Raw genomic sequence first — 22,110 nt, 5'->3', positions numbered from 1 at the left:
TCGGCGGCCCGTTCTGGGCGCGCCTCAATCGTAGCCCGAGACGGTCCCGGGCTGACAATTTCGACTGTAATGGACGTTCTTAAATGACTAGTCAAACAAGAACGTCCCAAACGACTAAAAAGGACAACGTCGATGTTTTGGCAACGACAGCGAGCGGGCCGCATTTGAGGCAAGGTGACGTGAAACGAAAGGGCGCTGACCTTCTGGTCGCGCCCTTGAAGTTGAACGTCAGATTGTCCAAATGCGGCCCGCGCAGCGTCGAGCCGTTACGCGGTTTGGTAAAACCGCGTAACCACTAGTTTGGTACCTTGACATTTATTTCTCACGCTCCTAGATTAGTTAGGCACAAAACAATTCATCTACCTAACTAAAGAAAGGAGCGAAGATTAGATATGTGTGTTGAACCACACGCCCATCCGCATGAACCCGGCGACGACCCCTCGCAGCCGGCAGACGAGCCCGAGACTCAGTCCAAGGAGGACCGTCTCGCCAAGAGAATCCTCCATGGGCTGGGGTTTTGCGGCCATTACATGCATTTTCACGGCGGCGGCATATCTGGCAAGGCGCCCATCGTCTGCCTGCTCGCCAAGCAGCCGACCGGCGAGCTGTCCCAACAAGAGCTCGGCATGCACTTCGACCTCAAGCCGGGGTCCCTTTCCGAGATTCTGTCCAAGCTCGAACTGGGCGGTCTTATCGAGCGCAGTCGCAATCCCAAAGACCGTCGGCAGCTCACCATCCGCCTGACCGATGCGGGATGGGAAAAGGCCCGCGTTGAGCAGGCAGCCCGCATTCGCTTTAGAGAGCAGGCCTTTAGTGCCCTCACCCACGACGAGCGCGAGCAGCTCGCCGAAATGCTCGAGAAAATCCGTGTAACCTGGGAGGAACTGGATGATTAAAACCCTCATGGGCAGCATCCGCGACTATATGAAAGTCACTGTTGCCACGCCATTGCTCGTGCTTGGCGAGGTGCTCTGCGAGATGCTGATTCCATTTATCACCGCCAACCTGATCGATGCCATCAAAGACGGCGCCACCGTAGCCGAGATGCTTCCCACCGCGGGCTTTTTGGTGCTCATCGCGCTGACGTCGCTTGCTTTTGGCGCCGCTGCCGGCGTCACCTGCAGCCATGCGAGTTGCGGCTTCGCTAAGAACCTGCGTCACGACCTGTTCTACAAGATCCAGACGTTCAGCTTTGCCAACATCGATGAGTTCTCAAGCTCCTCGCTCGTCACGCGCCTGACCACCGATATCAACAACGTGCAGCAGGCCTTTATGATGATCATCCGTATCGCCGTGCGCGCGCCGCTGGTATTGATCTTCGCCTTTACCATGGCATTTATCATGGGCGGCAGCGTCGCCATGGTCTACCTGGTCATCATTCCGCTGCTGGGCTTTGGGCTGTTCTTTATCATCTTTAAGGTGCGCCCCATCTTCTCGCGCGTGTTCCACAAGTACGACGCCCTTAACGAGTCCGTCGAGGAAAACGTCACCGGCATGCGCGTAGTTAAGAGCTATGTGCGCGAAGACTTTGAGAAGGAGAAGTTCGCGACCGCTGCGCGCGACGTCCAGATGGACTTCACCCGCGCCGAGAAGCTGCTTGCCTTTAACAACCCCATGATGAACATCTGCGTCAACGGCGCGTTTGTCGTCATCATCTACCTGGGCTCCAAGCTCATCATCACGAGCCAGGGCACGCTGTTCGACGTGGGCCAGCTCTCCTCGATCTTTACCTATGGCTTCCAAATCCTCATGAGTCTGATGCAGCTGTCGATGATCTTTGTCATGGTGACCATGGCCGACGAATCGGCGCACCGCATCACCGAGGTGCTGGCCGCCGAGCCCACGATCGCCGATCCCGCCGAGCCCGTGCTCGAGGTCGCCGATGGCTCCATCGACTTTGACCACGTGAGCTTTAAGTATTCCGCGCATGCGAAGCGCCAGGCGCTCGACGATATCGACCTGCACATTAAGAGCGGCGAGACCATCGGCATCATCGGCGGCACCGGCTCGGCCAAGTCCACGCTCGTAAACCTCATCGCCCGTCTGTACGACGCCACCGAAGGTACCGTGCGCGTGGGCGGCATAGACGTACGCGACTACAACTTGGACGCTCTGCGCCACCAAGTGGCCATGGTATTGCAGAAAAACGTGCTGTTTAGCGGCACGATTACCGAGAACCTGCGTTGGGGCGACCCGAACGCCACCGACGAAGAGGTCCGCGAGGCGGCACATCTGGCCTGCGCCGACGAGTTTGTCGATGGCTTCCCCAAGGGCTATGACACCTGGATCGAGCAGGGCGGCTCCAATGTCTCGGGCGGTCAGAAGCAGCGCCTGTGCATTGCGCGTGCCCTGCTGCGTCGCCCCAAGATCTTGATCCTGGACGACTCCACCAGCGCCGTCGACACCAAGACCGACGCCAAGATCCGCGCAGGGCTGGCAAGCTATCTGCCCAACACGACCAAGCTCATCATCGCCCAGCGCATTAGCTCCGTGCAGGATGCAGACCGCATCATCGTCATGGAGGGCGGCCGCATCGCGCAGATCGGCAACCACGATGAGCTGCTCAAGACGAGCGAGATCTACCGCGAGACCTTTACCTCGCAGAACAAGATGTCTGCCGAGGGCGAAGAGGCCGTCGAAGCCGACACCGAGGCATCCGCAACACAAGCTCAGACCCAGGAAGGAGGCGAGGCACATGAGTAAGGCAACGACCGCCGAGCGCGCGCTCAACCGCAAGGGTGGCACCATGTCGCGCCTCATCAAGACGCTCTTTGGCTTCTACCCCGTGCTTTTGCCCCTCGTCGTCGTCGGCGTGGTTCTCTGCGCCATCATTAACTCCATCGGCGCGACCTTCCTTCAAAGCGCCCTGCAGATTATTAGCGAATCGTGGCAGTCGGGCGATTGGGAAGCTGCACAGCCCAAGATCGCACAGCTCGTGACCACCCTCGCCTGCATCTACGGCGTCGGCATCCTGTCCTCGCTGTTCTGGAACCGCGCCATGGCCATCGTCACGCAGGGCTCGCTCGAGAAGCTGCGCGAGAAGATGTTCAACCGCATGCAGGACCTGCCGATTCGCTACTTCGACACGCACCAGCGCGGCGACATCATGAGCCACTACACCAACGACATCGACACGCTGCGCCAGATGATCAGCCAGTCGCTGCCCAACCTGCTCATGACGACCATCGTCATCGTCACGGTGTTCTTTATCATGCTGTACTACAGCGTTTGGATGTGCCTGGTCATTGTGGCAGGCGTCGTCTTTATGACCTTTATGACCAAGCTGCTCGGCTCCAACTCCGCGCGCTTCTTTATTGCGCAGCAGACCGAGCTCGGCGTGGTCGAGGGCCATATCGAGGAAGTCATGAACGGCCAGAAGGTCGTCAAGGCATTCTGCCACGAGTCTGCCGCCGAGGCCGATTTTGACGAGCGCAACGAAAAGCTCTTCGAGGTCTCGCAGAAGGCCAACATGTACGCCAACATCCTCATGCCCATCCTTATGAACCTGGGCAACCTGCTCTACGTGCTGGTCGCACTGGCCGGCGGCATTTTCCTAGCGCTGGGCGTGCCCAACCTGAGCATCTCGGGCATGGCGCTGTCCATCGCCGTCGTGGTGCCGTTCCTCAACATGACCAAGCAGTTCTGTGGACAGATCGGCCAGATCTCGCAGCAGATCAACGCCGTGGTCATGGGCCTCGCCGGCGCCGACCGTATCTTTGAGCTCATCGACGAGGAGCCCGAAGCCGACGAAGGCTATGTGACGCTTGTCAACGCTCAGGTGAACCCCGATACCTGGCAGCTCGAGGAGGCCGACCACCACACTGGCATGTGGGCGTGGAAACATCCGCACCGCGCAACCGGCGAGATCGAGTACGTGCCGTTGCGTGGCGACTTGGTCATGGACAACGTCGACTTTGGCTACACGCCCGACCACGAGGTGCTGCACGGCGTGTCCGTGTTTGCCAAGCCGGGCCAGAAGGTCGCGTTTGTCGGCGCCACCGGTGCCGGTAAGACGACCATCACCAACCTCATCAACCGCTTCTATGACATCGCCGACGGCAAGATTCGCTACGACGGCATCAACGTCAACAAGATCCGCAAGGCAGACCTGCGCCGCTCGCTGGGCGTGGTGCTGCAGGACGTAAACCTGTTCACCGGCACCGTGATGGATAACATCCGCTACGGCAATCTGGATGCCACCGACGAGGAGTGCATCGCGGCAGCAAAGCTCGCCGGCGCGGACGACTTTATCACCCGCCTGCCCGACGGCTACGACACGATGCTCACCGGCAACGGCGCCCAGCTGTCGCAGGGCCAGCGCCAGCTGATCTCGATCGCACGCGCCGCCGTCGCCGATCCGCCGGCGATGATCCTGGACGAGGCCACGTCGAGCATCGATACCCGCACCGAGGCCATCGTGCAAGCCGGCATGGACAAGCTCATGGAAGGCCGCACGACGTTTGTCATCGCGCACCGCCTGTCCACCGTGCGCAACTCCGACGCGATCATCTGTCTGGATCACGGCCGCATCATCGAGCGCGGCAACCACGACGAGCTGATTGCCAAGCGCGGGTATTACTACCAGCTCTATACCGGAGCGTTTGAGCTGGAGTAGTTCGGCTCGCCGAGATGGCCGATTTGCCGCTCATTCGTCGGGCATGACCCTAAGGTCAATGCCCTCCTCTTTCGGGGCAAATCGACTCATCTCAGCGACCCAAACACAATGCGCCGCAACGAATAAAGCCTCCGCAGCCACACGAGCTGCGGAGGCTTTTTCATGCCGGCCGGAAACCGTATCCCACTTTTCGGGCCCAAAATGGGATGCCGTTTCCCGCTGGACCCCCTCCGGGAAACGGCATCCCATTTCAAGGGGGTAAACCGGGATGTGATTTCCCCTAACGGCACCTTTGGGAAGCCGCATCCCACTCTAGACGCACAAAACGGGATGAGCTTTCCCATGGTGATCCAAGACCAGAAGCATGTCCGATAGCGCGGCCAGGTCAAGAACAACAAGGCAAGCGTCACGCCAATTTGGACGAGCGTCTGCTGCAGTTTGAGGCTGCTGGCCCATATGGTAGAGTTAACCACCCATGAATTTCAGCACACTGCGTGCTACCTGTTCTTTTGTCATTTAGGGGAGTGAACTTGTGAATACTTCTGTCGCCAAGAAGGCCGGCCAGGCGGTGCGCCTGCTCATGATGGTGCTCACGGCAGTTCTCATCTTCTTCTTCATCAATGTTATGCTGCTCGTCTCCGATATCCAGGGCACGGCGCGTGTGGTCAACTACGCCGGTCTGGTGCGCGGTACCACGCAGCGAATCGTTAAGCTCGAGGATGCGGGCCAGCCTCAAGATGACCTGCTCAAAGCCGTGGATTCATACATCAACGGTTTGCGTTACGGAAGTGACGACCTCAACCTCGTCCGTCTCGACGACGATGAGTATCAGGCAAAAATGACCGAGCTTGCAAATTATTTTGATGAGCTTTGCACCGAGATCATCCGCGTGCGCGAAGTCGGCTATGAGAACACCGACATCATCTCCATGAGCGAGGAGTTCTTTGGCATTTGCGACGATGCTACGCGACTCGCAGAGGACTACTCTCAGGAGAAGGCGTCGGCGCTCAACTATCTCGAGGGCCTGGTGATCATCGACATCATGGGCTTGGTGGCGACCTTTGCGGTCGAACTTGTTCGCGCGGTGCGAACTGCCGCGCTCAATCGCGAACTGCAGAACAAAGTCTATCTCGACGAAGCCACAGGACTGCCCAACAAGAACAAGTGCGAGGAGGTCTTGGGGCAGGAGCAACCTGTCTCCGCGGAGGCGCCCGTTGCGGTGTGCGTCTTCGACCTTAACAATCTGCATACGGTCAATAACAGCTTCGGCCACGAGAAGGGCGACGAATACATCCGTTCTTTTGCCCAGCAGCTGGGGCGCGTGGCGTCGGAGACCTGCTTTGTGGGCCGCGACGGCGGCGATGAGTTTATCGCGGTGCTGCGAGATACCGATCGAGCTGCCGTGGAGTCCTGTCTCGCTCGGGTTCGCGCGAACGTGAACGAGTATTCCGAGACTCATCCCGACATGCCTATCAGCTATGCGGTGGGCTATGCGCTTTCCAGTGATTTTGATGAACCGCCTACGATGCGCGAGCTCTTTTCCCAGGCCGACAAAAACATGTACATCGACAAGAACCGCGTAAAGACAGCCGAGGCAGCCGGGCCGCAACGCGAGGACCGCTAAACCCGTAGCAAAGGGTAGCTAATTTGGGACGGGACTCTTTTGGCTATTTGAGAAGTTGTGCCATGGCGTTGATGAATTTTTGTACTTGGAGGGTCGGCTCGAGCGGATAGTGCAAAAAGACCGGCACCTCGCGGCCGCACAGGAACGGTACGCCCACAAAGGCCGGGTGCACCCCCGACCATGCGCCGCAGGTGAGCACCGCGTCACCCTTTTCCTCCGCCTCGTTAAAGAGCGCAAAGTCGAAGCTATCCACATCGATCACGTCCACGCCGCCGTCTGCCAAAAGATCGATACGCAGGCTGTCCATAGCGTCGTTGCCGTGGCGGAGCACGCGCAGACGCATACCCTCCAAGTCGGCGACCGTAATGCGATTCTTGCGCGCCAGCGGGCTCGTGCGCGGCAGGTCGATATAAAACGGCACGTTAACGATGCGGAGCTTTTGGCAGGCGTCACCCCAGCGCGGGGTCGAAAAACTCGACTGCACCACATCGACCTCGCGGCCCAAGCTGCGCATGACGGATTCGCGCTCGTCATAGAGGTCGCTCACCGGCACGATCTCAAATCGCAACGACGGTTCCAGATCGTGGATGCCCGTCCACATCGACAGCGTCTGGCGTCCTGGGCACATCATCGATACGCCCAGGCGCACGGCACCGCCATCGCCCGCCGCGCGTCGGGCACGGCGCAGCGCGTCCTCGGACTGCCGCATGATCGAGCGCGCGTCGTCCACCAGCAGTGCGCCGGCCGGCGTCACCTTGACGCCCGAGTGCGAGCGCTCGAACAACGTGATGCCAAACTCGGCCTCGAAGCCCGACACCTGCTTGACGAGGGCCGGGGTCGACACGCGCAATCTTGCCGCCGCACGCGAGAAGCTCCCCAGCTCCGCGGCGGCCGATATGGCCTCAAGTCGTCGATCGTACACGTCAATCTCCCGTTTTCGCGCCCGTGGCCACATGGTGCCACAGGGGGTTGTTTTCGCAGGTCACGCGCTCAGTTGAGCATAAACTGCATCGCACAGTGTAAACCTACGGTTAACGCCATTCTAACAAATATGCAATTCATCTGCGTAAATGCAAAGCATACGATAACCTGCGAAAACCACGTGGGTCGATTAATGGGAACGACCCACAGGAAGGCACAAGAAGGGAAGTTCCTATGAGCAACTGGCTTAAGCTCGAGGGCGATGTCTGCGCCGTGACCGGCGCACTCGGCGGTATGGGCGTCGAGATTTGCCGCGAGTTCGCCCGCAACGGCGCCAACGTCGTCCTGCTCGACCTGGACGAGGAAAAGGTCAAGGCCGCAGCCGCCGACCTCGCCGCCGAGTTTGGCATCCACGCCGAGGGCTACAAGATGAACGCCACCGACGAGGCCGAGGTTCAGGCCGCCGTCGATGCCACCATCGCCGACTTCGGCCGTGTCGACGTCCTCGTCAACACCGCCGGTATCCTGCGCTTCGCCGCCATGGAGGACCTGCCGCTCTCCGACTGGAACGAGGTCATCAACGTCAACCTCACCGGTTACTTCATCACCTCGCAGCGCTTTGGTCGCGAGATGATCAAGGCCGGCCAGGGCCGCCTGGTGCACATCTCGACCGTCGCTAGCCACTCCCCCGAGACGTTCTCGGGCGTGTACAGCTCCACCAAGGCCGGCGTCAACATGATGTCCAAGATGCTGGCTGCCGAGTGGGGCCCCTACGGCGTCCGCTCCAACTGCGTCGAGCCTTGCTTCGTTAAGACCCCGATGTCGGCCAACTTCTACGCCGACCCCGAGGTCGAAAAGAGTCGCAGCCGTCTGATCGCCACGCGCCGCATCGGCGAGGTCAGCGATATCGCCAACGCCGTCATGTTCCTGGCGTCCAAGCGCTCGGACTTTACCACCGGCGACGCCATCAAGGTCGACGGCGGCTTCTCCAACATGATGGGCGACCTCACCGCCAAGCCCGGCGGCCGTCGCGCCTATGCCGACAACTACCTTAAGAACAAGGGTGTCGAGCTTTGGTCCGATGAGTCCGGCGTCGCCAAGCCAACTGACCAGTAAACCAACCTGACAGGGAGGTCCGCGGATACGACCGCTCCTCTCCCACATCGATTAGAAAGAGTCCAATGGCTTCCACCAACTCCAACAAGGGTCGCGCCGTCGTGCTTTCCGCCGCGTGCGTCACCATGTTCTTCATCAGCTCCATCGCGCTGTATTCTGTCGTGAGCAAGAACCTGCTCGCCGTCTACCCCGAGTGGTCGAGTGCCCTTACCTGGGCTTTCCCGGTCTTTCAGACCATCATGGCCGTGACGGGCATCTTCGCCGGCCGTATCTCCGATAAGATCGGCCCGCGTAACGTCGTGATCGCCGCCGCCGTGTGCTACGGCCTGGGCTGGTTCATGTCCGGCACCGTCACCGAGCCGTGGCAGTTCTACCTGTGGTTCTCGCTCGTCGCCGCCGTCGGCAACGGCCTGGGCTACAACCCCGCGCTCACCACCGGCCAAAAGTGGTTCATCGACAAGAAGGGTCTCGCCTCCGGCATCACCCTGGCCGCTTCAACCGCCGGTCCCGCCGTGCTGTCCCCGGTGCTCGCCTCGCTGCTCATCCCGAGCCTGGGCATCTTTGGCGCCCTTAAGGCGCTCGGCGTCATCTTTTTTGTGACGATCGCCGCCTCCGCCCTGTTCCTGAAGGCCCCCGAGGCCGGCTGGCTGCCCGAGGGCTTCGAGGCCCCCAAGGGCGGCGCGCACGCCGGCACCTTCGGTGACCTCACCCCGGGCGAGATGGTCAAGACCCCGCGCTTCTGGGTCCTCATCGTCACCTTCGCCTTTGCCGCCACCGCGGGCACCCTGCTCGTGGGCAAGGTTGCCTCCATCGCCGCCGTCCAGCTCTTCGCCGACCCCACGAGCGCCGCGGCCGTCGCCCTCGGCGGCGTGGTGGTCTCCGTCAACACCTGCGCCAACCTGGTTGGCCGTCTGTCCTTTGGCCAGATCATCGACAAGCTCGGCGCCTACAAGTCGCTGCTCATCAGTCTTGTCGTCACCATCGTCGCTCTCGTCATCATGTCGATGAGCTTTACGCAGGCCATGTTCTTTGTTGCGCTCGCCCTGCTCGGCTTTAGCTTTGGCGCTCTGCTCGTCATCTACCCGCCGCTCACCGGTGGCGCCTTTGGCACCAGCAACATCGGCGTCAACTACGGCATCATGTTTTTAGGCTACGCCGCTTCCACCTGGATCAGCCAGCCCATCACCGCCGTGCTGTATCACGCCGAGGCCGACAGCGCCGCCTACCAGCAGTCCTTCTACGGCGCCATTGTGATCGCCGCCATCGCCGTCGTGCTCACCGTCTACATGATGGTCTCCGACAGCAAGAAGAAGTCCGCCTAGTTTTACCGATGCGACAAAGGGACAGTCCCTTTGTCGCATTCCACCGGCCACCAGTATTAAGGAGTCGAAATGTCTGAGCTCAACCCCGTCCGCATTGCCGTTATCGGCGCCGGCGCCATGGGCCGCAACCACATCCGCTTTGTCACCGAGGAGCCCGAGGCCGAGCTCGTCGCCATCGCCGACGCCTTTGAGGGCGCCCGCGCCACGGCCGAGACCGCCGGCGTACCGTTTTACACCGATCCCGCCCAGATGATGGACGAGGTCAAGCCCGAGGCCGTCATCATCGCCACCCCCAACGACCTGCATCTGGGCGTTGCTCGCGAGGCTGTGAAGCGCAACATCGTGCCGCTGGTAGAAAAGCCGATCTCCAACGACCTCGAGGATGCCCAGGCCTTTGCCGCCGAGGCCGAGACCGCCGGCGTGCCCGTGCTCGTGGGTCAGCACCGTCGCCACAACCCCTTCGTCAACAAGGCCAAGGAGATCATCGAGTCCGGCGAGCTGGGCAAGCTCACCGTGTCGAGCTTCCACTACATGATCTATAAGAATGACGAGTACTTCGATGTCGAGTGGCGACGCAAGAAGGGTGCCGGACCGATCTTGGTCAACCTGGTTCACGACGTCGACTTGCTCCGCTACCTGCTGGGCGAGCCCGTTGCCGTCCAGGGCATGCAGTCCAGCGCCGCCCGCGGTTTTGAGACCGAGGACTCCGCTGTGGTCAACGTCCGTTTTGCCGATGGCGCGCTCGCAAGCATGACCATCTCCGACGCCACCGCCAGCCCCTGGAACTGGGAGGCAACCGCTCGCGAGGATCCGCAGTACCGCCCCTTCGACGCCGACGCCTACTTTATCGGCGGAACCCTGGGCGCCCTGTCGCTGCCCCGCCTGCACCAGTTCTCCTACGACGGCGCCTCCAACTGGCACAAGCCGCTGCAGATGGAGATTCCAGCCGTGGACCCGGCACTGCCGCACAAGATGCAGCTCAAGCACTTTGTGAAGGTTGTCCGCCGCGAGGTCGAGCCCGTCGTGACCCCCGCCGATAACGTCAAGACGCTCACGCTTCTCAACGCCATCAAGGAGGCCGCCGAGACCGGCCAGCTCGTCGAGCTGTAATGCCTTAAGAGCGACCGCGGCAGAAGCCCCATGCCGAACCCTTCGGTCCGCCACCAACAAGCCCCTCTTCTTTGCCCCACGAGCAGCCTCCTGCCCGCGGGGCATTTTGCTACCTTTCCGACGATTTTTCTGGGCGGGGGGCTATTTTGCACCTCGGCTTGATTCGTTCGCCACGAAATGCGCCTATCTACTACGTTTAACCGATCGCCCTCAACCATGCCGAATTTCGCGAAATAAAAACCGCAGGTAAACGTCTTGCCGATTTTCGGAGAACCCAGGTATGGTCAGCCCCTACGGTTCAAACGTAGTAGATAGGTCGTTTTCGTGGCGCGGCCCCAAAACAGTCTTTTGGGACGGGTGGTATCCTTGGTAGCCCTGTGCTGCAAACGCACCTTAAACGCAAGGAGTCCCATGGATCTTATCGCCCAGCTTGCCCACGAGCTCAACCTTAAGGCCGCCAATATCGAGGCGGCCGTCAAGCTCATCGACGAGGGCAACACCATTCCCTTTATCTCGCGCTACCGCAAGGAAGCCACGGGCGGCATGGACGATGTCGCCCTGCGCACCCTCGACGAGCGCCTGTCCTACCTGCGCAATCTTGAGCAGCGTAAAGAGGACGTCATTCTGCTTATCGACGCCCAGGGCAAACTCACGCCCGAACTCGAGCAGCAGATTCGCGAGGCCACGCAGCTCCAGCGTGTCGAGGACCTCTACAAGCCCTACCGCAAAAAGCGCATGACCCGCGCGCAGAAGGCCCGCGAGGCAGGCTTGGAGCCGCTCGCCAACATGATCATCATGCAGGCATCCGCCAAGGGCAGCGCACTCGACGCCGCCGCGGCATACGTCCACGAGGAGGCCGGCTTCAACACGCCCGAGAAGGCGCTCGCCGGCGCCGCCGACATCGTGGCCGAGACGGTAGCCGAGGACCCGGAGAACGTCGCCGACCTACGCGCCTTTACGCAAAACACTGCCGATATCGTCGTCGAGGCCACCGACCCCGCCGAGAAGACCCCCTACGAGCCGTACTACAGCTATGACGAGCCACTGCGCCGTATACCCAACCACCGCGTGTTGGCTATCGACCGCGGTGAGCGCGAGGGCAAGCTCCGCGTGCGCGTGAACGTCGACGGCGCTGCCGCCACAGCGCGCCTCGGCAGCCGTTGGCCCCGACGCCAGGGCGTGTTTGCTCCCATCTTCGATGCCGCCATCGCCGACGGCTACAAGCGCCTCATGGCCCCCTCGCTGGAGCGCGAGGCCCGTGCCAAACTCACCGTCCGTGCGCAAACCGAGGCCATCAACGTCTTTGCCAAGAATCTCGAGGGGCTGCTCTCGGCACGCCCCGTGCGCGGTGCCCGCGTGCTCGCGCTCGATCCGGGCTACCGTACCGGCTGCAAGGTCGCCGTCATGGACGAGACCGGCAAGCTACTCGACCACGGCGTGGTCTACCCCACCAAGCCGCGCCACGACGTCGCCGGCACCAAGCGCGAGCTCGCTCGCCTCGTCAAGAAGGACGGCGTCAACACCATCGTCATCGGCAACGGCACCGCCAGCCGCGAGACCGAGGAAGTCGTCTCGGAGTTCATTGCCGAGCAGGCACCTGGACTGCGATACACCATCGTCAACGAGGCCGGCGCATCGGTGTACTCCGCTTCCGAGCTTGCCAGCCAGGAATATCCCGATCTGGATGTCACCGTGCGCGGCGCCATGAGCCTGGGCCGCCGCCTGCAGGACCCGCTGGCAGAACTCGTCAAGATTCCGCCCCAGTCCATCGGCGTTGGCCAGTACCAGCACGACCTTGACCAGACCGAGCTCTCGCGCACCCTGGGCCACGTGGTGGAGGACGTCGTCAACCGCGTGGGCGTCGACGTCAACACCGCGAGCGCAAGCCTGCTGGGATATGTATCGGGCATCACGCCGAGCGTAGCCAAGAATATCGTGGCCTACCGCGAGGAAAACGGCGCCTTTACCGATCGCCGCCAGCTCAAGAAGGTCCCCAAGCTGGGACCCAAGGCATACCTCAACGCCGCGGGTTTCCTGCGCATCAGCGGCGGCAAGAACCCGCTCGACGCGACAAGCGTCCACCCCGAGAGCTACGAGGTGGCCACGGCCGTCCTGGAGCGCGCAGGCGTTAAAGCCAGCGAGCTCAGCCGCGGCGGCGTGCCCGACATTGAGCGCCGTCTGGGCAGTATCTCGGCACTGGCAAGCGATCTGAACTGCGGCACCCTCACGCTCATCGACATTGTCAACGAGCTCAAGAAGCCCGGCCGCGACCCGCGCGACGACGCGCCCGAAGTGGTCTTTAGCCGCTCGGCACTTTCCATCGACGACCTGGAGCCCGGCATGGAACTCAAGGGCACGGTGCGCAACGTCGTCGACTTTGGCGCGTTCGTCGACGTGGGCGTGCACCAGGACGGCCTCGTACACATCTCCAAGCTGGCCAACCGCTTCGTCAAGCACCCGAGCGACGTGGTGCGCGTCGGCGATACGGTCAAGGTGTGGGTCGAGAAGGTCGATCGCGACCGCAAAAAGATCTCCCTCACCATGGTGCAGGGGAAGTAACAGCAAAGGACGAACCGCCGCTGCCCATCGTCGAACTTGCAAGTTTTTCTCATCCAATGGGAAAACTTGCAGATACCGCAACAAAACTTTCGCTTGCATATGGGTGTTGAACTGCTAAACACTTTACCTACGTTCATCAAGGCGTGAGCTGCGGGTTTTTATCTTCTCGGCGAACGGTTTTGCAGATTTACCATTTTTATATCGACGCCCCAGCGGCAAAACGTTTTTGCCGATCATTGCGGTTAATTCCGTTCACGGAACAGAAGCAGCGCCTTGCCGGCTCGTTTTCACAATCGCCCCAAAGTAAAAAGCAGTGACGCCTCATTTGAGACGTCACCGCTTCCGTGTAGGAGCCGGTTATCGGAGCTCCGCCCGATTAGGGCTTAACGTACGCCTGGATTACTCTTCCTCAACGTGATTGATCACAGCACCCTTGGTGTGGATGAAGTTGGGGACGAAGGCGACGACCAGAAGGACAGCGAGAATCGCGTAGACACCGGTGGTACCGAAGGCCTCGGCAGCGCGGCCGAGCGTAATACCAATGACGGAGAAATCGAAGTCGCCGAACGTAGTGTTCTTGAAGCCAAAGACGTCAAGAACGGGCAGGAGCAGAGCCGGGGCAAAGGTGATGAGCAGGCCGTTGACGAAAGCACCAAGAGCTGCGCCCTTGCGACCGCCGGTAGCATTGCCGTAGATGCCTGCGGTAGCACCGCAGAAGAAGTGGGGAACCATGCCCGGGATGATGAAGATGCCCAGGGTAGCGCCCACGATGAACATACCGACCACGCCACCGATGAAGGAAGCGACAAAGCCGAGGATGACGGCGGTGGGAGCATAGGGGAAGAAGACGGCGCAGTCGACGGCGGGGATGGCGCCGGGGATCAGCTTGTTGGAGATGCCCTGGAAAGCCGGGACCAGGTCGGCAAGGATCATACGAACGCCGTTGTAGACGATAGTGACACCGACGGCGAAGGACAGAGCACAGGTCAGGGCGTAGACGATTACATTGTCGCCGCCAGCGGTCTTGGTAACGACCGCAGGATCTGCGATGTAAGCGGCGAAAGCGGTAACCAGGTAGAAGAAGGCCATGGTGAGAGCCGTGGAGATGGTGGTGTCGCGCAGGAAGGAGAACTTCTCGGGAACCTCGATCTTCTCGGTGCTGTTCTCCTCGGCGTCCTTAGCAAAAAGCGTACCGACTGCAGCGGAGATGTAATAGGCGAGTGAACCGAAGTGGCCCATGGCGATTTCATCGCCATCGGTAACCTTCTCGGTGAAACGCTGACCAACGGCGGGAAGCATAGCGCTCACGAGGCCCAGGAACATGCCACCCACGATGACAAGCTGGACATCCTGGAAGCCAGATGCCTGCAGAACGGCAGACAGCAGGCAAGCCATGAACATGCTGTGATGGCCCGTCAGGAAGATGTACTTAAACTTGGTAAAGCGGGCAATGATAATGTTCACGACGTAGCCGAGAATCAGGATCATCATGGTCTGAACGCCGAGGACGCTCTGAGCCATCGAAACGACGACCTCGTTGTTGGGCACGACGCCGGTGATGTGGAAACCGGTCTCGATGAAGGTACCCAGCGGAGCAAGGTTCTCCTGGACAACAGCGGCGCCGGCAGACAGCATGATGTAACCCAGAATGGGCTTCAGGGTGCCCGTCATCACCTTGTGGGCAGGACGCTTAAGCGCGACAAGGCCCACAAAGGCAAATAGACCCATGATCCATGCTGGCTTGGTCAGAATCGATTGGATAAACTCAAGTATGGGAAGGATGGCTTGCATCTGCGCTTCCTTTCTCTCTAACGTGGGCGCGTTTCCCTCTTCCACAGGGAACCGCCCTTTTTTGTGCCGCTTTAGGCGTTAGCGGCGGCCGCCTTGATTGCCTCGAGGGCGTCTTCGCGGATCTTCTTCTTGTTCACATAGCTGCGAACGATCACAACGTTGCCGTGGAGCTCGGGAGCGAGTTCCTTAACGGTGATGAACAGATCCGGATTTGCGGAAGAAGCACCGTTCAGGTCCATAGACTCAACGTCGGCCTTGATGCCCTCCTCCTCGCAAAGCTCCTCGACTTTGCCAGCGAGCATCAGGCTAGACCCGATGCCGTTTCCGCATACGGTGATGATATGCATGGCAACCTTCCTCTCCTACACGTGACGGTTTTCCGTCTATCCAAAAGCGGCGACGCATCGCCGTGCCATTAAGGCCTAAAAGAATGAACGCATGGTCTCCAAAACCTGCTCGGGCGTATCGCATGCGCTGAGCTTGGCAACGCAGTCTTCGTCCTCGAACATCTGCGAAAGCTCCGCCAAGCAGCCAAGATGAGCCTTGGGGTCGGGTGCGCAAATACCCACGAGCACGTGAACCGGATCGAAATCCTCGTGTCCAAACGCAACGGCAGGGTCAAGCGTGACGATACAGATTCCCGCTTCACTCACATTGCCATCTGCCTGGGCGTGGGGCATGGCGATGCCCTCTTCCAAGACCATATAGGGGCCGAATTTGTGAACCGATGAAATCATGGCGTCAACATAGCTCTGGTCGCATTTGCCAGCGTCTACGAGCAACTTACCGCATGCCCTGATCGCTTCCTCCCAGTCGGAGGCCTCGACGTGGCAGGCAACAAGCTCGGGTTTAAGAAGATCGGTCAGCATGCTCGTCCCCTACTCCTCGGGCAAGATATGAAAACCAAGCGCCTGAACGTCGCGGGCAAAGCCCTTGACCGTATCAAGCGAATACTCAAGCAAATCTTTCCCGAAATTCTTGCGCTTGGCAAGAATGGCATTGGGGACCGTAATGATCTGGCATCCAACGGACTCCGCCTGGAAGATATTGAGGACCTCGCGCGTAGACGCCCAGAGAACCTCGGCAGCAGGCTTAACGGCAGCCTTCTTTACGGACTCCGCCATGAGGGGCAGCGGATCGACGCCGGTATCGGCAATGCGACCGGCAAAGATAGACAGAATAGAGGGGGTCTCGGCAGAAACGGCATCGACGAACTCGTCGACCTGCTCGGGCGTGAAGATAGTGGTGACATTCACCTTGATGCCGTCGGCAGAAAGGCGCTTGACCAGCGCGGCAGTGGACTCGCCCTTGGTGTTGAGCGCCGGAATCTTAACATAGACGTTGTCTGCCCAGGTTGCAATCTCGCGAGCCTCGGCCTCCATACCCGCCTCGTCGTCGGCGAACACCTCAAAAGAGACCGACACATCGGTAATGTGCTCAAGAACCGTCTTGGCAAAAGCGCGGTAGTCAGTCACGCCACCGGCCTTCATAAGGGAAGGATTGGTCGTGAAGCCCTGAACGTTACCATTGTCATGCATGTCAAGCATGCCTTCGAGGTTAGCGCCGTCGGCAAACACCTTGATAGCCATGTTCGGTCCTTTCTCATCTAGCACTATTGCTATCGAAAGCCTTCTTCTTTGTTTCAAAAGCTTTTCGGTTTTCTTTTATAAACCATTTCAAAAGCTATCGAAAGCTCAATTGTCAACTTTCCGTGAGCGGTCGAATATCGGGTGTGAACGTACTTCTTTTGGGCGGCGCCTTCAGAATGAGACTCTTTATAGCCCGTCTACGTGCGAACTATCTGCTACGCATGCATTTAGGACATGCCATTCCGTTCATTCGATTCATTCGAATTTACCTTGTTCTTTTCATATCGATACGTTATATTTCGATTACGAAAGGCGCATCTTTTGCCTTTTGTTCAAAAGGAGCGGCATATGGCATCTACTTCAGACCTTTCACCGGCCGAGCGTCAGCGATTTATCATGAATTGGCTGGCCGAAAAGCCAAATATCTCGGTATCCGACATCGTTCGCCGTTTTTCGGTTTCGGAAGTCACCGCACGACACGACCTCGTCTCACTGGAATCCGAAGGCAAGCTGCGTCGCGTACGCGGCGGAGCGGTATCGCTTTCTCGCTCCAACGCAATCTCGTATCCCGAGGAGCGCATCAATGTCCAAGTCGAGGCCAAGGAGGCCATCGCCGCAACCGCAGCAACTCTTGTTGATGATGGCGATGTTCTGGTAATTGATATCGGCACCACAGGCTTTTACTTCGCTAAAGCCCTCATGGATAAGCATGAGATCACCATTATCACCGGCGATCTTGCAATCGCAAACTACGCCAGCTTCAATCTCCCCAATGCTTCGGTAGTGCTGCTGGGCGGCTCCGTGCGCAAGGGCCACCTCTATCTCGCGGGCGCACTAACGCTCGACTGCATGAGCAAACTACATGCCGACAAGGCGTTTGTCAGTGCCGACGGATTCCACCCCGACCACGGCTTTACCGTCGAGCACGACTTCTCGGCCATGATTAAGCATATGTACCTGACCAACTCAAACCAGGGCTATATGATGGTTGACCAGGGAAAGTTCAACAAGACCAGTTTTTATCAGTCCGCGCAAATCGATGACCTCGATGGCATCATCGTTGATGGAGACGACGAGGGCATCATGACGGCGGCGATCGAGAGCAGTCGCAGTCATCCCAAGCTCTATATTGCAAAATAGCTCAAATGGCCGGGTCGTCCCACTGCGGGCGACCCGGCCATTTATTAGATCAACCCAAAGTGGCGCATGGCGGTGACGGTACCGTCGTGTGCGACATCGTCGGTCACGTAGTCGGCGACCGCCTTGACCTCGGGCATGGCGTTGCCCATGGCGACAGCCGTCTCGACCGCAGCGAGCATGCCCAGGTCGTTGCCCGAATCGCCAAAGCCAAAAGTGCGCGCATTTCCCTCGCGGCCCAGATACGCCAGCGCTCGCGCCACGCCCACGCCCTTGTCAATGCCCCTGGGGCTCAGCTCGCGATTCTGACCACCGGTGTTGCACAGCTCAAACTCGCGATCGATAAAGCCGTCATCGCTGGCTACGCGCGCCAGGTCGCCCGCGGTGATGCACACCTTGCCCACGCGCAGACGGCCCTCGACGCGCATCTCCTCGGCGCTGTGCACCACAGAGGTACCGATTAAAGACGAGCACTCAACGCCCACAGGCTCCAGCGCAAAAGTCGCAGCGTTGGACTCGAAAAAAACCTCGATGCCGGCATCCACAACGCGACGCGCAAGCTCCTCAACAATGTCTTCGTCAAAGCAGTCCTCATGCACCACGCGTCCCTCGATCTCGAGCGTCGCCCCCGCCATGGCAACGATACCCGCCGGGTTCAGCGCGCGCAGGCCATCGGCAATCAGCCACAAGGGACGACCCGTGCAGATAAATGCCTGGTGACCCGCATTGCGCAAGCGACCAAATGCATCAACAACAGCCTTCGACGGATGTATTGCATTGAAGTCCTTGTCGGTCATATCGTCGGGATCAAACGACGTCAACGTGCCGTCCACGTCAAAAAAGAGCACGGCGGATTCGGAACACGCATCAATCATATGAGTTCCTTTCGAGGATAAGGGCAAACGAAGCATCCATCATATAATGAAGCGACGCAATCAGAGAGGTCACCCATGGAATTTTATGCAAGCTGCCCCGAGGGCTTTGAATCCGCACTCGCCGACGAGCTTAAACGCCTCGGGCTTTCGCATGTCCGCCGCCTGAAGGGCCGCGCTACGTTTGAGGGCGAGCTCGAAGAAGGCTACCGCGCCTGTCTGTGGTCGCGCCTGGCCAGCCGCGTGTTTGTGGTGCTTGGGCGCTTTGAGGCGCAGGATGCCGATGAGTTGTACGACGGCGTTTACGACATCGCCTGGGAGAGCATTGTTCGCCCCGGCGCCACCATCGCCATCACCGCCCGCGGCGTGACCGAGCAGCTGCGCAACACGCGCTTCTCGGCCCTGCGCGCCAAGGACGCGCTGTGCGACCGTCTGGCCGAGACCACGGGCCGTCGCGCCGATGTCGACGCCGCCGATCCCGACGTTCACCTGCTGCTTTCGCTGCGTCAGCGCCGCGCGAGCATCAGCCTGGACCTTTCGGGCGACCCGCTGTTCAAGCGCCTGCCGCCCGCCGCGACCCGCGCCGGCGAGGGCACGCACGTGCTGCGCCCCGACTACGCCGCCCTGGTGCTTGCGCAAGTCGGCTGGACCGCACTGTGCGAGCGCGAGCTAACGGCCGACGATTACGAGAACGAAGCCCTGCCTACGCTGATCGACGCCTCGTGCGCCGGCGGCGGCCTGCTGCTGGAGGCCGTGAATATCCTAACCGACCGCGCCCCGGGTGCCGTCCGCGAGCGCTGGGGCTTTGAGGGCTGGCAGCTGCATGACGCTGCCCTGTGGGAGCAGCTGCGTGCCGAAGCGCGCGAGCGCGAGGCGACGGCACGCGAGCGCCAGGCGCGCATCGTTGCCGTGGATGTTGACCCCGCCGCCCGCAAGACCGCTGAGCGCATGGTTAAGTGCGCCGGCTACAAGCGCTTTGTCGATTTTTGCGCCGCCAAGTCCGCCACCGTACTGGACCATGCGGGCGCCGTCGCGGGTGCCGCCGTGGTCGCGGATACGACCGAGACACCGCTTTCGCTCATGCACGACGCCATGACGCTGGTCGGCGAGCTGCGCCGCGCGCCCGAGCTTGCCGCGGCGCCGGTCGCCGCGCTCACCCGCGACGGATTGCTGGCCCGCGCGCTCCACGCCGAGCCCGAGCGCTCAATCGCCGTCATGCCCAACAACGAGGAGGCGACCGTCGAAGTCTGGCCTTCGCTCGACCACGCTGCCGCAGCGTTTGAGGCTGCGACCAGCACGGATGCCGAGGCCAAGGTTGCGGATGCCGACGACGTCAACGACAGAGCCGCCGCTTCCGCCATGCCCGAGCCTGCCGCCATGCTCGACCTGGGTGACGGCAAGCCGCTGCCCGTGCTCATCCCCGAGTCGGAGCAGTTCGCCAACCGCCTGCGTAAGAACGCCCGTCTGCGCCGCAAGTGGGCCAAGCGCGAGGGCGTGAGCTGCTACCGCGTCTACGATGCCGATCTGCCCGATTACTCCGCCGCCATCGACCTGTACGAGGGCTGCCCGCAGACGCCGGGCCGCTGGCTCGTCATCGCCGAATACGCCGCGCCCAAGACCATCGACCCCGCGCTAGCCCAAGCCCGCATGCTCGACATTCTGGCCATCGCGCCGCGCATCCTTGATGTTCCGGCCGAGCATGTGCACGCCAAGGCCCGCATGCGTTCGCGCGGCGGCTCGCAGTACGGCAAACAGGGCGCCGGCAAGGGCAGCTCGGGCGAGCGCGCCAATATCGCACGCCGTCGTCTGCCACTCATCGAAGAGGGCGGACTCACCTTTGCCGTCAACTTTGACGACTATCTGGATGTGGGCATCTTCTTGGATCACCGCGTCACCCGCAACCTAGTGCGCGAGCACGCCAAGCAAGCGCGCCGCTTCCTCAACCTGTTTGCCTACACCGGCACTGCCACCTGCTACGCGGCCGATGGCGGCGTCGAGGAGACCGTGACAGTCGACCTCTCCAACACCTATCTGGACTGGGCCGAGCGCAACATGCGCCAGAACGGCTTTGTGGGGCCTCAGCATCATTTTGTGCGCGACGACGTGCTCGCCTGGATTCGCGACCAGCGCCAGACGCGCAACCGCTGGGACCTGATCTTTGTCGACCCGCCCACGTTTTCGAACTCGTCCAAGATGGGCCGCCGCACCTGGGATGTCCAGCGCGACCATGTTGAGCTTTTGGCCGGCGTATCGCGTCTGCTCGCGCAGGGCGGCCATGCCATCTTTAGCTGCAACCTGCGCGGCTTCCGCCCCGAGACGCGCAAACTCGCGCGCGCGGGCGTGGTGCTGGAGGACATTACGGCACAGACCATCCCCGAGGACTTCGCGCGCAACCAGAAGGTGCATCACTGCTACATCGTGCGCCGCCTGCCCATCGAGGACGCCATGGCAGAGGTCGGCTTTAGCGCCGAGGAAATTGCCGAGCGCGTCGAGGAACTGCGCAACTCCGAGGCCCGCAAGCCCCGTGCGGCAGCACCCGCGCACGCGCAGGCCGGCAACGGCAAGTCCAACTTTGCCGGCAAACCCTCCCCCGCCGGCAAGCCCAAAAAGAAGAAGTTCTACGCCAGCAAGCCCAAGGGCAAATAACAAAGTTGCGGTAGAATACGGACTGTTTTGCCGGGAATTAGGCAAATTTAGACCGTATTTCACCGCAACTCATATTGGGATGGTGGTTGGCGATCTAGCCTTGGGTGACCAGGCGATAGCCGATACCCACGTGCGTTTGGATATAGCGCGGATGCGCGGGGTCGGACTCGATCTTTTTGCGCAGCGTACCCATAAAGACGCGCAGGCTCGCCAGGTCGCTCTTGGTCGCCGTACCCCAGATCTCGTGCAAAATAAACTGGTGCGTCAGCACCTTGTCGGCGTTGTGTGCCAGCAAGCAGAGCAACTTGTACTCGATCGGCGTCAGGTGCAGCTCCTCGCCGTCCATCGTGGCGATGCCGGCATCAAAATCGATATGCAGCTCGCCGGTATCGAACGAGCCCTCGGAGACAACGCCGCCCGTTTGCGCATACGAGAGACGCCTGAGCGTCGTGCGAATGCGCGCGAGCAGCTCCTCGACCGAAAACGGCTTGGTCAGGTAGTCGTCGGCGCCGGCATCGAGCGCGCGAATCTTGTCCGCATCCTCGCTGCGCGCCGAGACCACAATGATCGGCATGCCCGACCATGCGCGCACCGACTCCACCACCTTGACGCCGTCCATATCGGGCAGGCCCAGATCGAGCAGCACAATACTCGGCGTCTGCGATGAGGCGGCGGCGATGGCGGCATGGGCGGTCTCCACGGCCATATGACGCAAGCCGTGCGCCTCGAGCGCGGCAACGATTAAGTTGCGAACGGCGGGGTCGTCCTCAACGACCAAGATGAGCGGTTTTACGGCAGAGTTCGGCAC

General features: G+C 60.7%; 17 protein-coding genes. 10 read left to right on the top strand and 7 right to left on the bottom strand.

Annotation, left to right across the window (positions count from 1 at the left end):
* The first annotated feature begins 392 nt into the window (after positions 1–392).
* The 4 genes from I4W09_RS08055 (at position 393) to I4W09_RS10615 (ending at position 6,239) form a co-directional block, all read left to right on the top strand.
* Positions 393–896: a MarR family winged helix-turn-helix transcriptional regulator gene (locus I4W09_RS08055; protein ID WP_196033478.1), complete on the top strand. Its 504-nt coding sequence runs from the start codon at positions 393–395 to the stop codon at positions 894–896.
* Positions 889–2,703: an ABC transporter ATP-binding protein gene (locus tag I4W09_RS08050; protein ID WP_196033475.1), complete on the top strand. Its 1,815-nt coding sequence runs from the start codon at positions 889–891 to the stop codon at positions 2,701–2,703. The genes I4W09_RS08055 and I4W09_RS08050 overlap by 8 nt, the downstream gene beginning before the upstream one ends.
* Complete coding sequence (locus I4W09_RS08045; RefSeq protein WP_196033472.1) at positions 2,696–4,615, top strand: ABC transporter ATP-binding protein; 1,920 nt, start codon at positions 2,696–2,698, stop codon at positions 4,613–4,615. Before I4W09_RS08050 ends, I4W09_RS08045 begins: the two co-directional genes overlap by 8 nt.
* 532 nt (positions 4,616–5,147) lie before the next feature.
* Positions 5,148–6,239 carry a GGDEF domain-containing protein gene (locus I4W09_RS10615; RefSeq protein ID WP_271756794.1) on the top strand — a complete coding sequence of 364 codons (1,092 nt, stop codon included), beginning with the start codon at positions 5,148–5,150 and terminating at the stop codon, positions 6,237–6,239.
* A 43-nt stretch (positions 6,240–6,282) separates the two neighbouring features.
* Here I4W09_RS10615 and I4W09_RS08035 read toward each other — a convergent pair whose 3' ends face one another.
* The gene (locus tag I4W09_RS08035; protein ID WP_271756793.1) at positions 6,283–7,161 is read right to left on the bottom strand and encodes a LysR family transcriptional regulator; all 879 of its coding nucleotides are present in this window, start codon (positions 7,159–7,161) and stop codon (positions 6,283–6,285) included.
* 233 nt (positions 7,162–7,394) lie between these two features.
* Here I4W09_RS08035 and I4W09_RS08030 point away from each other — a divergent pair, with 233 nt between their 5' ends.
* From I4W09_RS08030 to I4W09_RS08015, 4 genes are all read left to right on the top strand, one after another.
* Entirely contained in the window at positions 7,395–8,276 is an 882-nt protein-coding gene (locus tag I4W09_RS08030) for an SDR family NAD(P)-dependent oxidoreductase (RefSeq protein WP_196033465.1), read from the top strand.
* Positions 8,277–8,341: 65 nt separating this feature from the next.
* The gene (locus I4W09_RS08025) at positions 8,342–9,598 is read left to right on the top strand and encodes an MFS transporter (RefSeq protein ID WP_196033462.1); all 1,257 of its coding nucleotides are present in this window, start codon (positions 8,342–8,344) and stop codon (positions 9,596–9,598) included.
* A gap of 69 nt (positions 9,599–9,667) precedes the next feature.
* Complete coding sequence (locus I4W09_RS08020) at positions 9,668–10,708, top strand: Gfo/Idh/MocA family oxidoreductase (RefSeq protein ID WP_196033459.1); 1,041 nt, start codon at positions 9,668–9,670, stop codon at positions 10,706–10,708.
* A gap of 411 nt (positions 10,709–11,119) precedes the next feature.
* Positions 11,120–13,267: a Tex family protein gene (locus tag I4W09_RS08015; protein WP_196033457.1), complete on the top strand. Its 2,148-nt coding sequence runs from the start codon at positions 11,120–11,122 to the stop codon at positions 13,265–13,267.
* Positions 13,268–13,666: 399 nt separating this feature from the next.
* Here I4W09_RS08015 and ulaA read toward each other — a convergent pair whose 3' ends face one another.
* From ulaA to I4W09_RS07995, 4 genes are all read right to left on the bottom strand, one after another.
* Complete coding sequence (gene ulaA, locus I4W09_RS08010) at positions 13,667–15,058, bottom strand: PTS ascorbate transporter subunit IIC (RefSeq protein WP_196033455.1); 1,392 nt, start codon at positions 15,056–15,058, stop codon at positions 13,667–13,669.
* A gap of 71 nt (positions 15,059–15,129) precedes the next feature.
* Positions 15,130–15,405, bottom strand: a complete 276-nt coding sequence (locus I4W09_RS08005) for a PTS sugar transporter subunit IIB (RefSeq protein ID WP_022094539.1) — start codon at positions 15,403–15,405, stop codon at positions 15,130–15,132.
* 75 nt (positions 15,406–15,480) lie between these two features.
* The gene (locus I4W09_RS08000) at positions 15,481–15,927 is read right to left on the bottom strand and encodes a PTS sugar transporter subunit IIA (RefSeq protein ID WP_117582968.1); all 447 of its coding nucleotides are present in this window, start codon (positions 15,925–15,927) and stop codon (positions 15,481–15,483) included.
* Positions 15,928–15,936: 9 nt separating this feature from the next.
* Positions 15,937–16,647: a transaldolase gene (locus tag I4W09_RS07995; RefSeq protein WP_117640993.1), complete on the bottom strand. Its 711-nt coding sequence runs from the start codon at positions 16,645–16,647 to the stop codon at positions 15,937–15,939.
* Between the two features lie 348 nt (positions 16,648–16,995).
* Between I4W09_RS07995 and I4W09_RS07990 the strand changes: the two genes are divergently transcribed.
* Complete coding sequence (locus I4W09_RS07990; RefSeq protein ID WP_196033453.1) at positions 16,996–17,787, top strand: DeoR/GlpR family DNA-binding transcription regulator; 792 nt, start codon at positions 16,996–16,998, stop codon at positions 17,785–17,787.
* A 44-nt stretch (positions 17,788–17,831) separates the two neighbouring features.
* On the opposite strand, the gene I4W09_RS07985 is transcribed toward I4W09_RS07990, so the two are convergent.
* The gene (locus I4W09_RS07985) at positions 17,832–18,659 is read right to left on the bottom strand and encodes an HAD-IIB family hydrolase (protein ID WP_196033451.1); all 828 of its coding nucleotides are present in this window, start codon (positions 18,657–18,659) and stop codon (positions 17,832–17,834) included.
* A 75-nt stretch (positions 18,660–18,734) separates the two neighbouring features.
* On the opposite strand from I4W09_RS07985, the gene rlmKL reads away from it, so the two are divergent.
* A complete protein-coding gene (gene rlmKL, locus I4W09_RS07980; protein ID WP_196033449.1) occupies positions 18,735–21,302 on the top strand; it encodes a bifunctional 23S rRNA (guanine(2069)-N(7))-methyltransferase RlmK/23S rRNA (guanine(2445)-N(2))-methyltransferase RlmL in 2,568 nt (855 codons plus the stop codon).
* Positions 21,303–21,396: 94 nt separating this feature from the next.
* Here rlmKL and I4W09_RS07975 read toward each other — a convergent pair whose 3' ends face one another.
* On the bottom strand, positions 21,397–22,110 hold the full coding sequence (locus I4W09_RS07975) for a response regulator (RefSeq protein WP_195192771.1): 714 nt from the start codon (positions 22,108–22,110) through the stop codon (positions 21,397–21,399).

It is taken from the genome of Collinsella aerofaciens, assembly GCF_015670795.1.
In the GTDB taxonomy this organism is placed as follows: Bacteria; Actinomycetota; Coriobacteriia; order Coriobacteriales; family Coriobacteriaceae; genus Collinsella; species Collinsella aerofaciens_Q.
The sequence above is the reverse complement of the archived record's forward strand: the minus strand, read 5'-3'. Positions and strand labels throughout refer to the sequence as shown.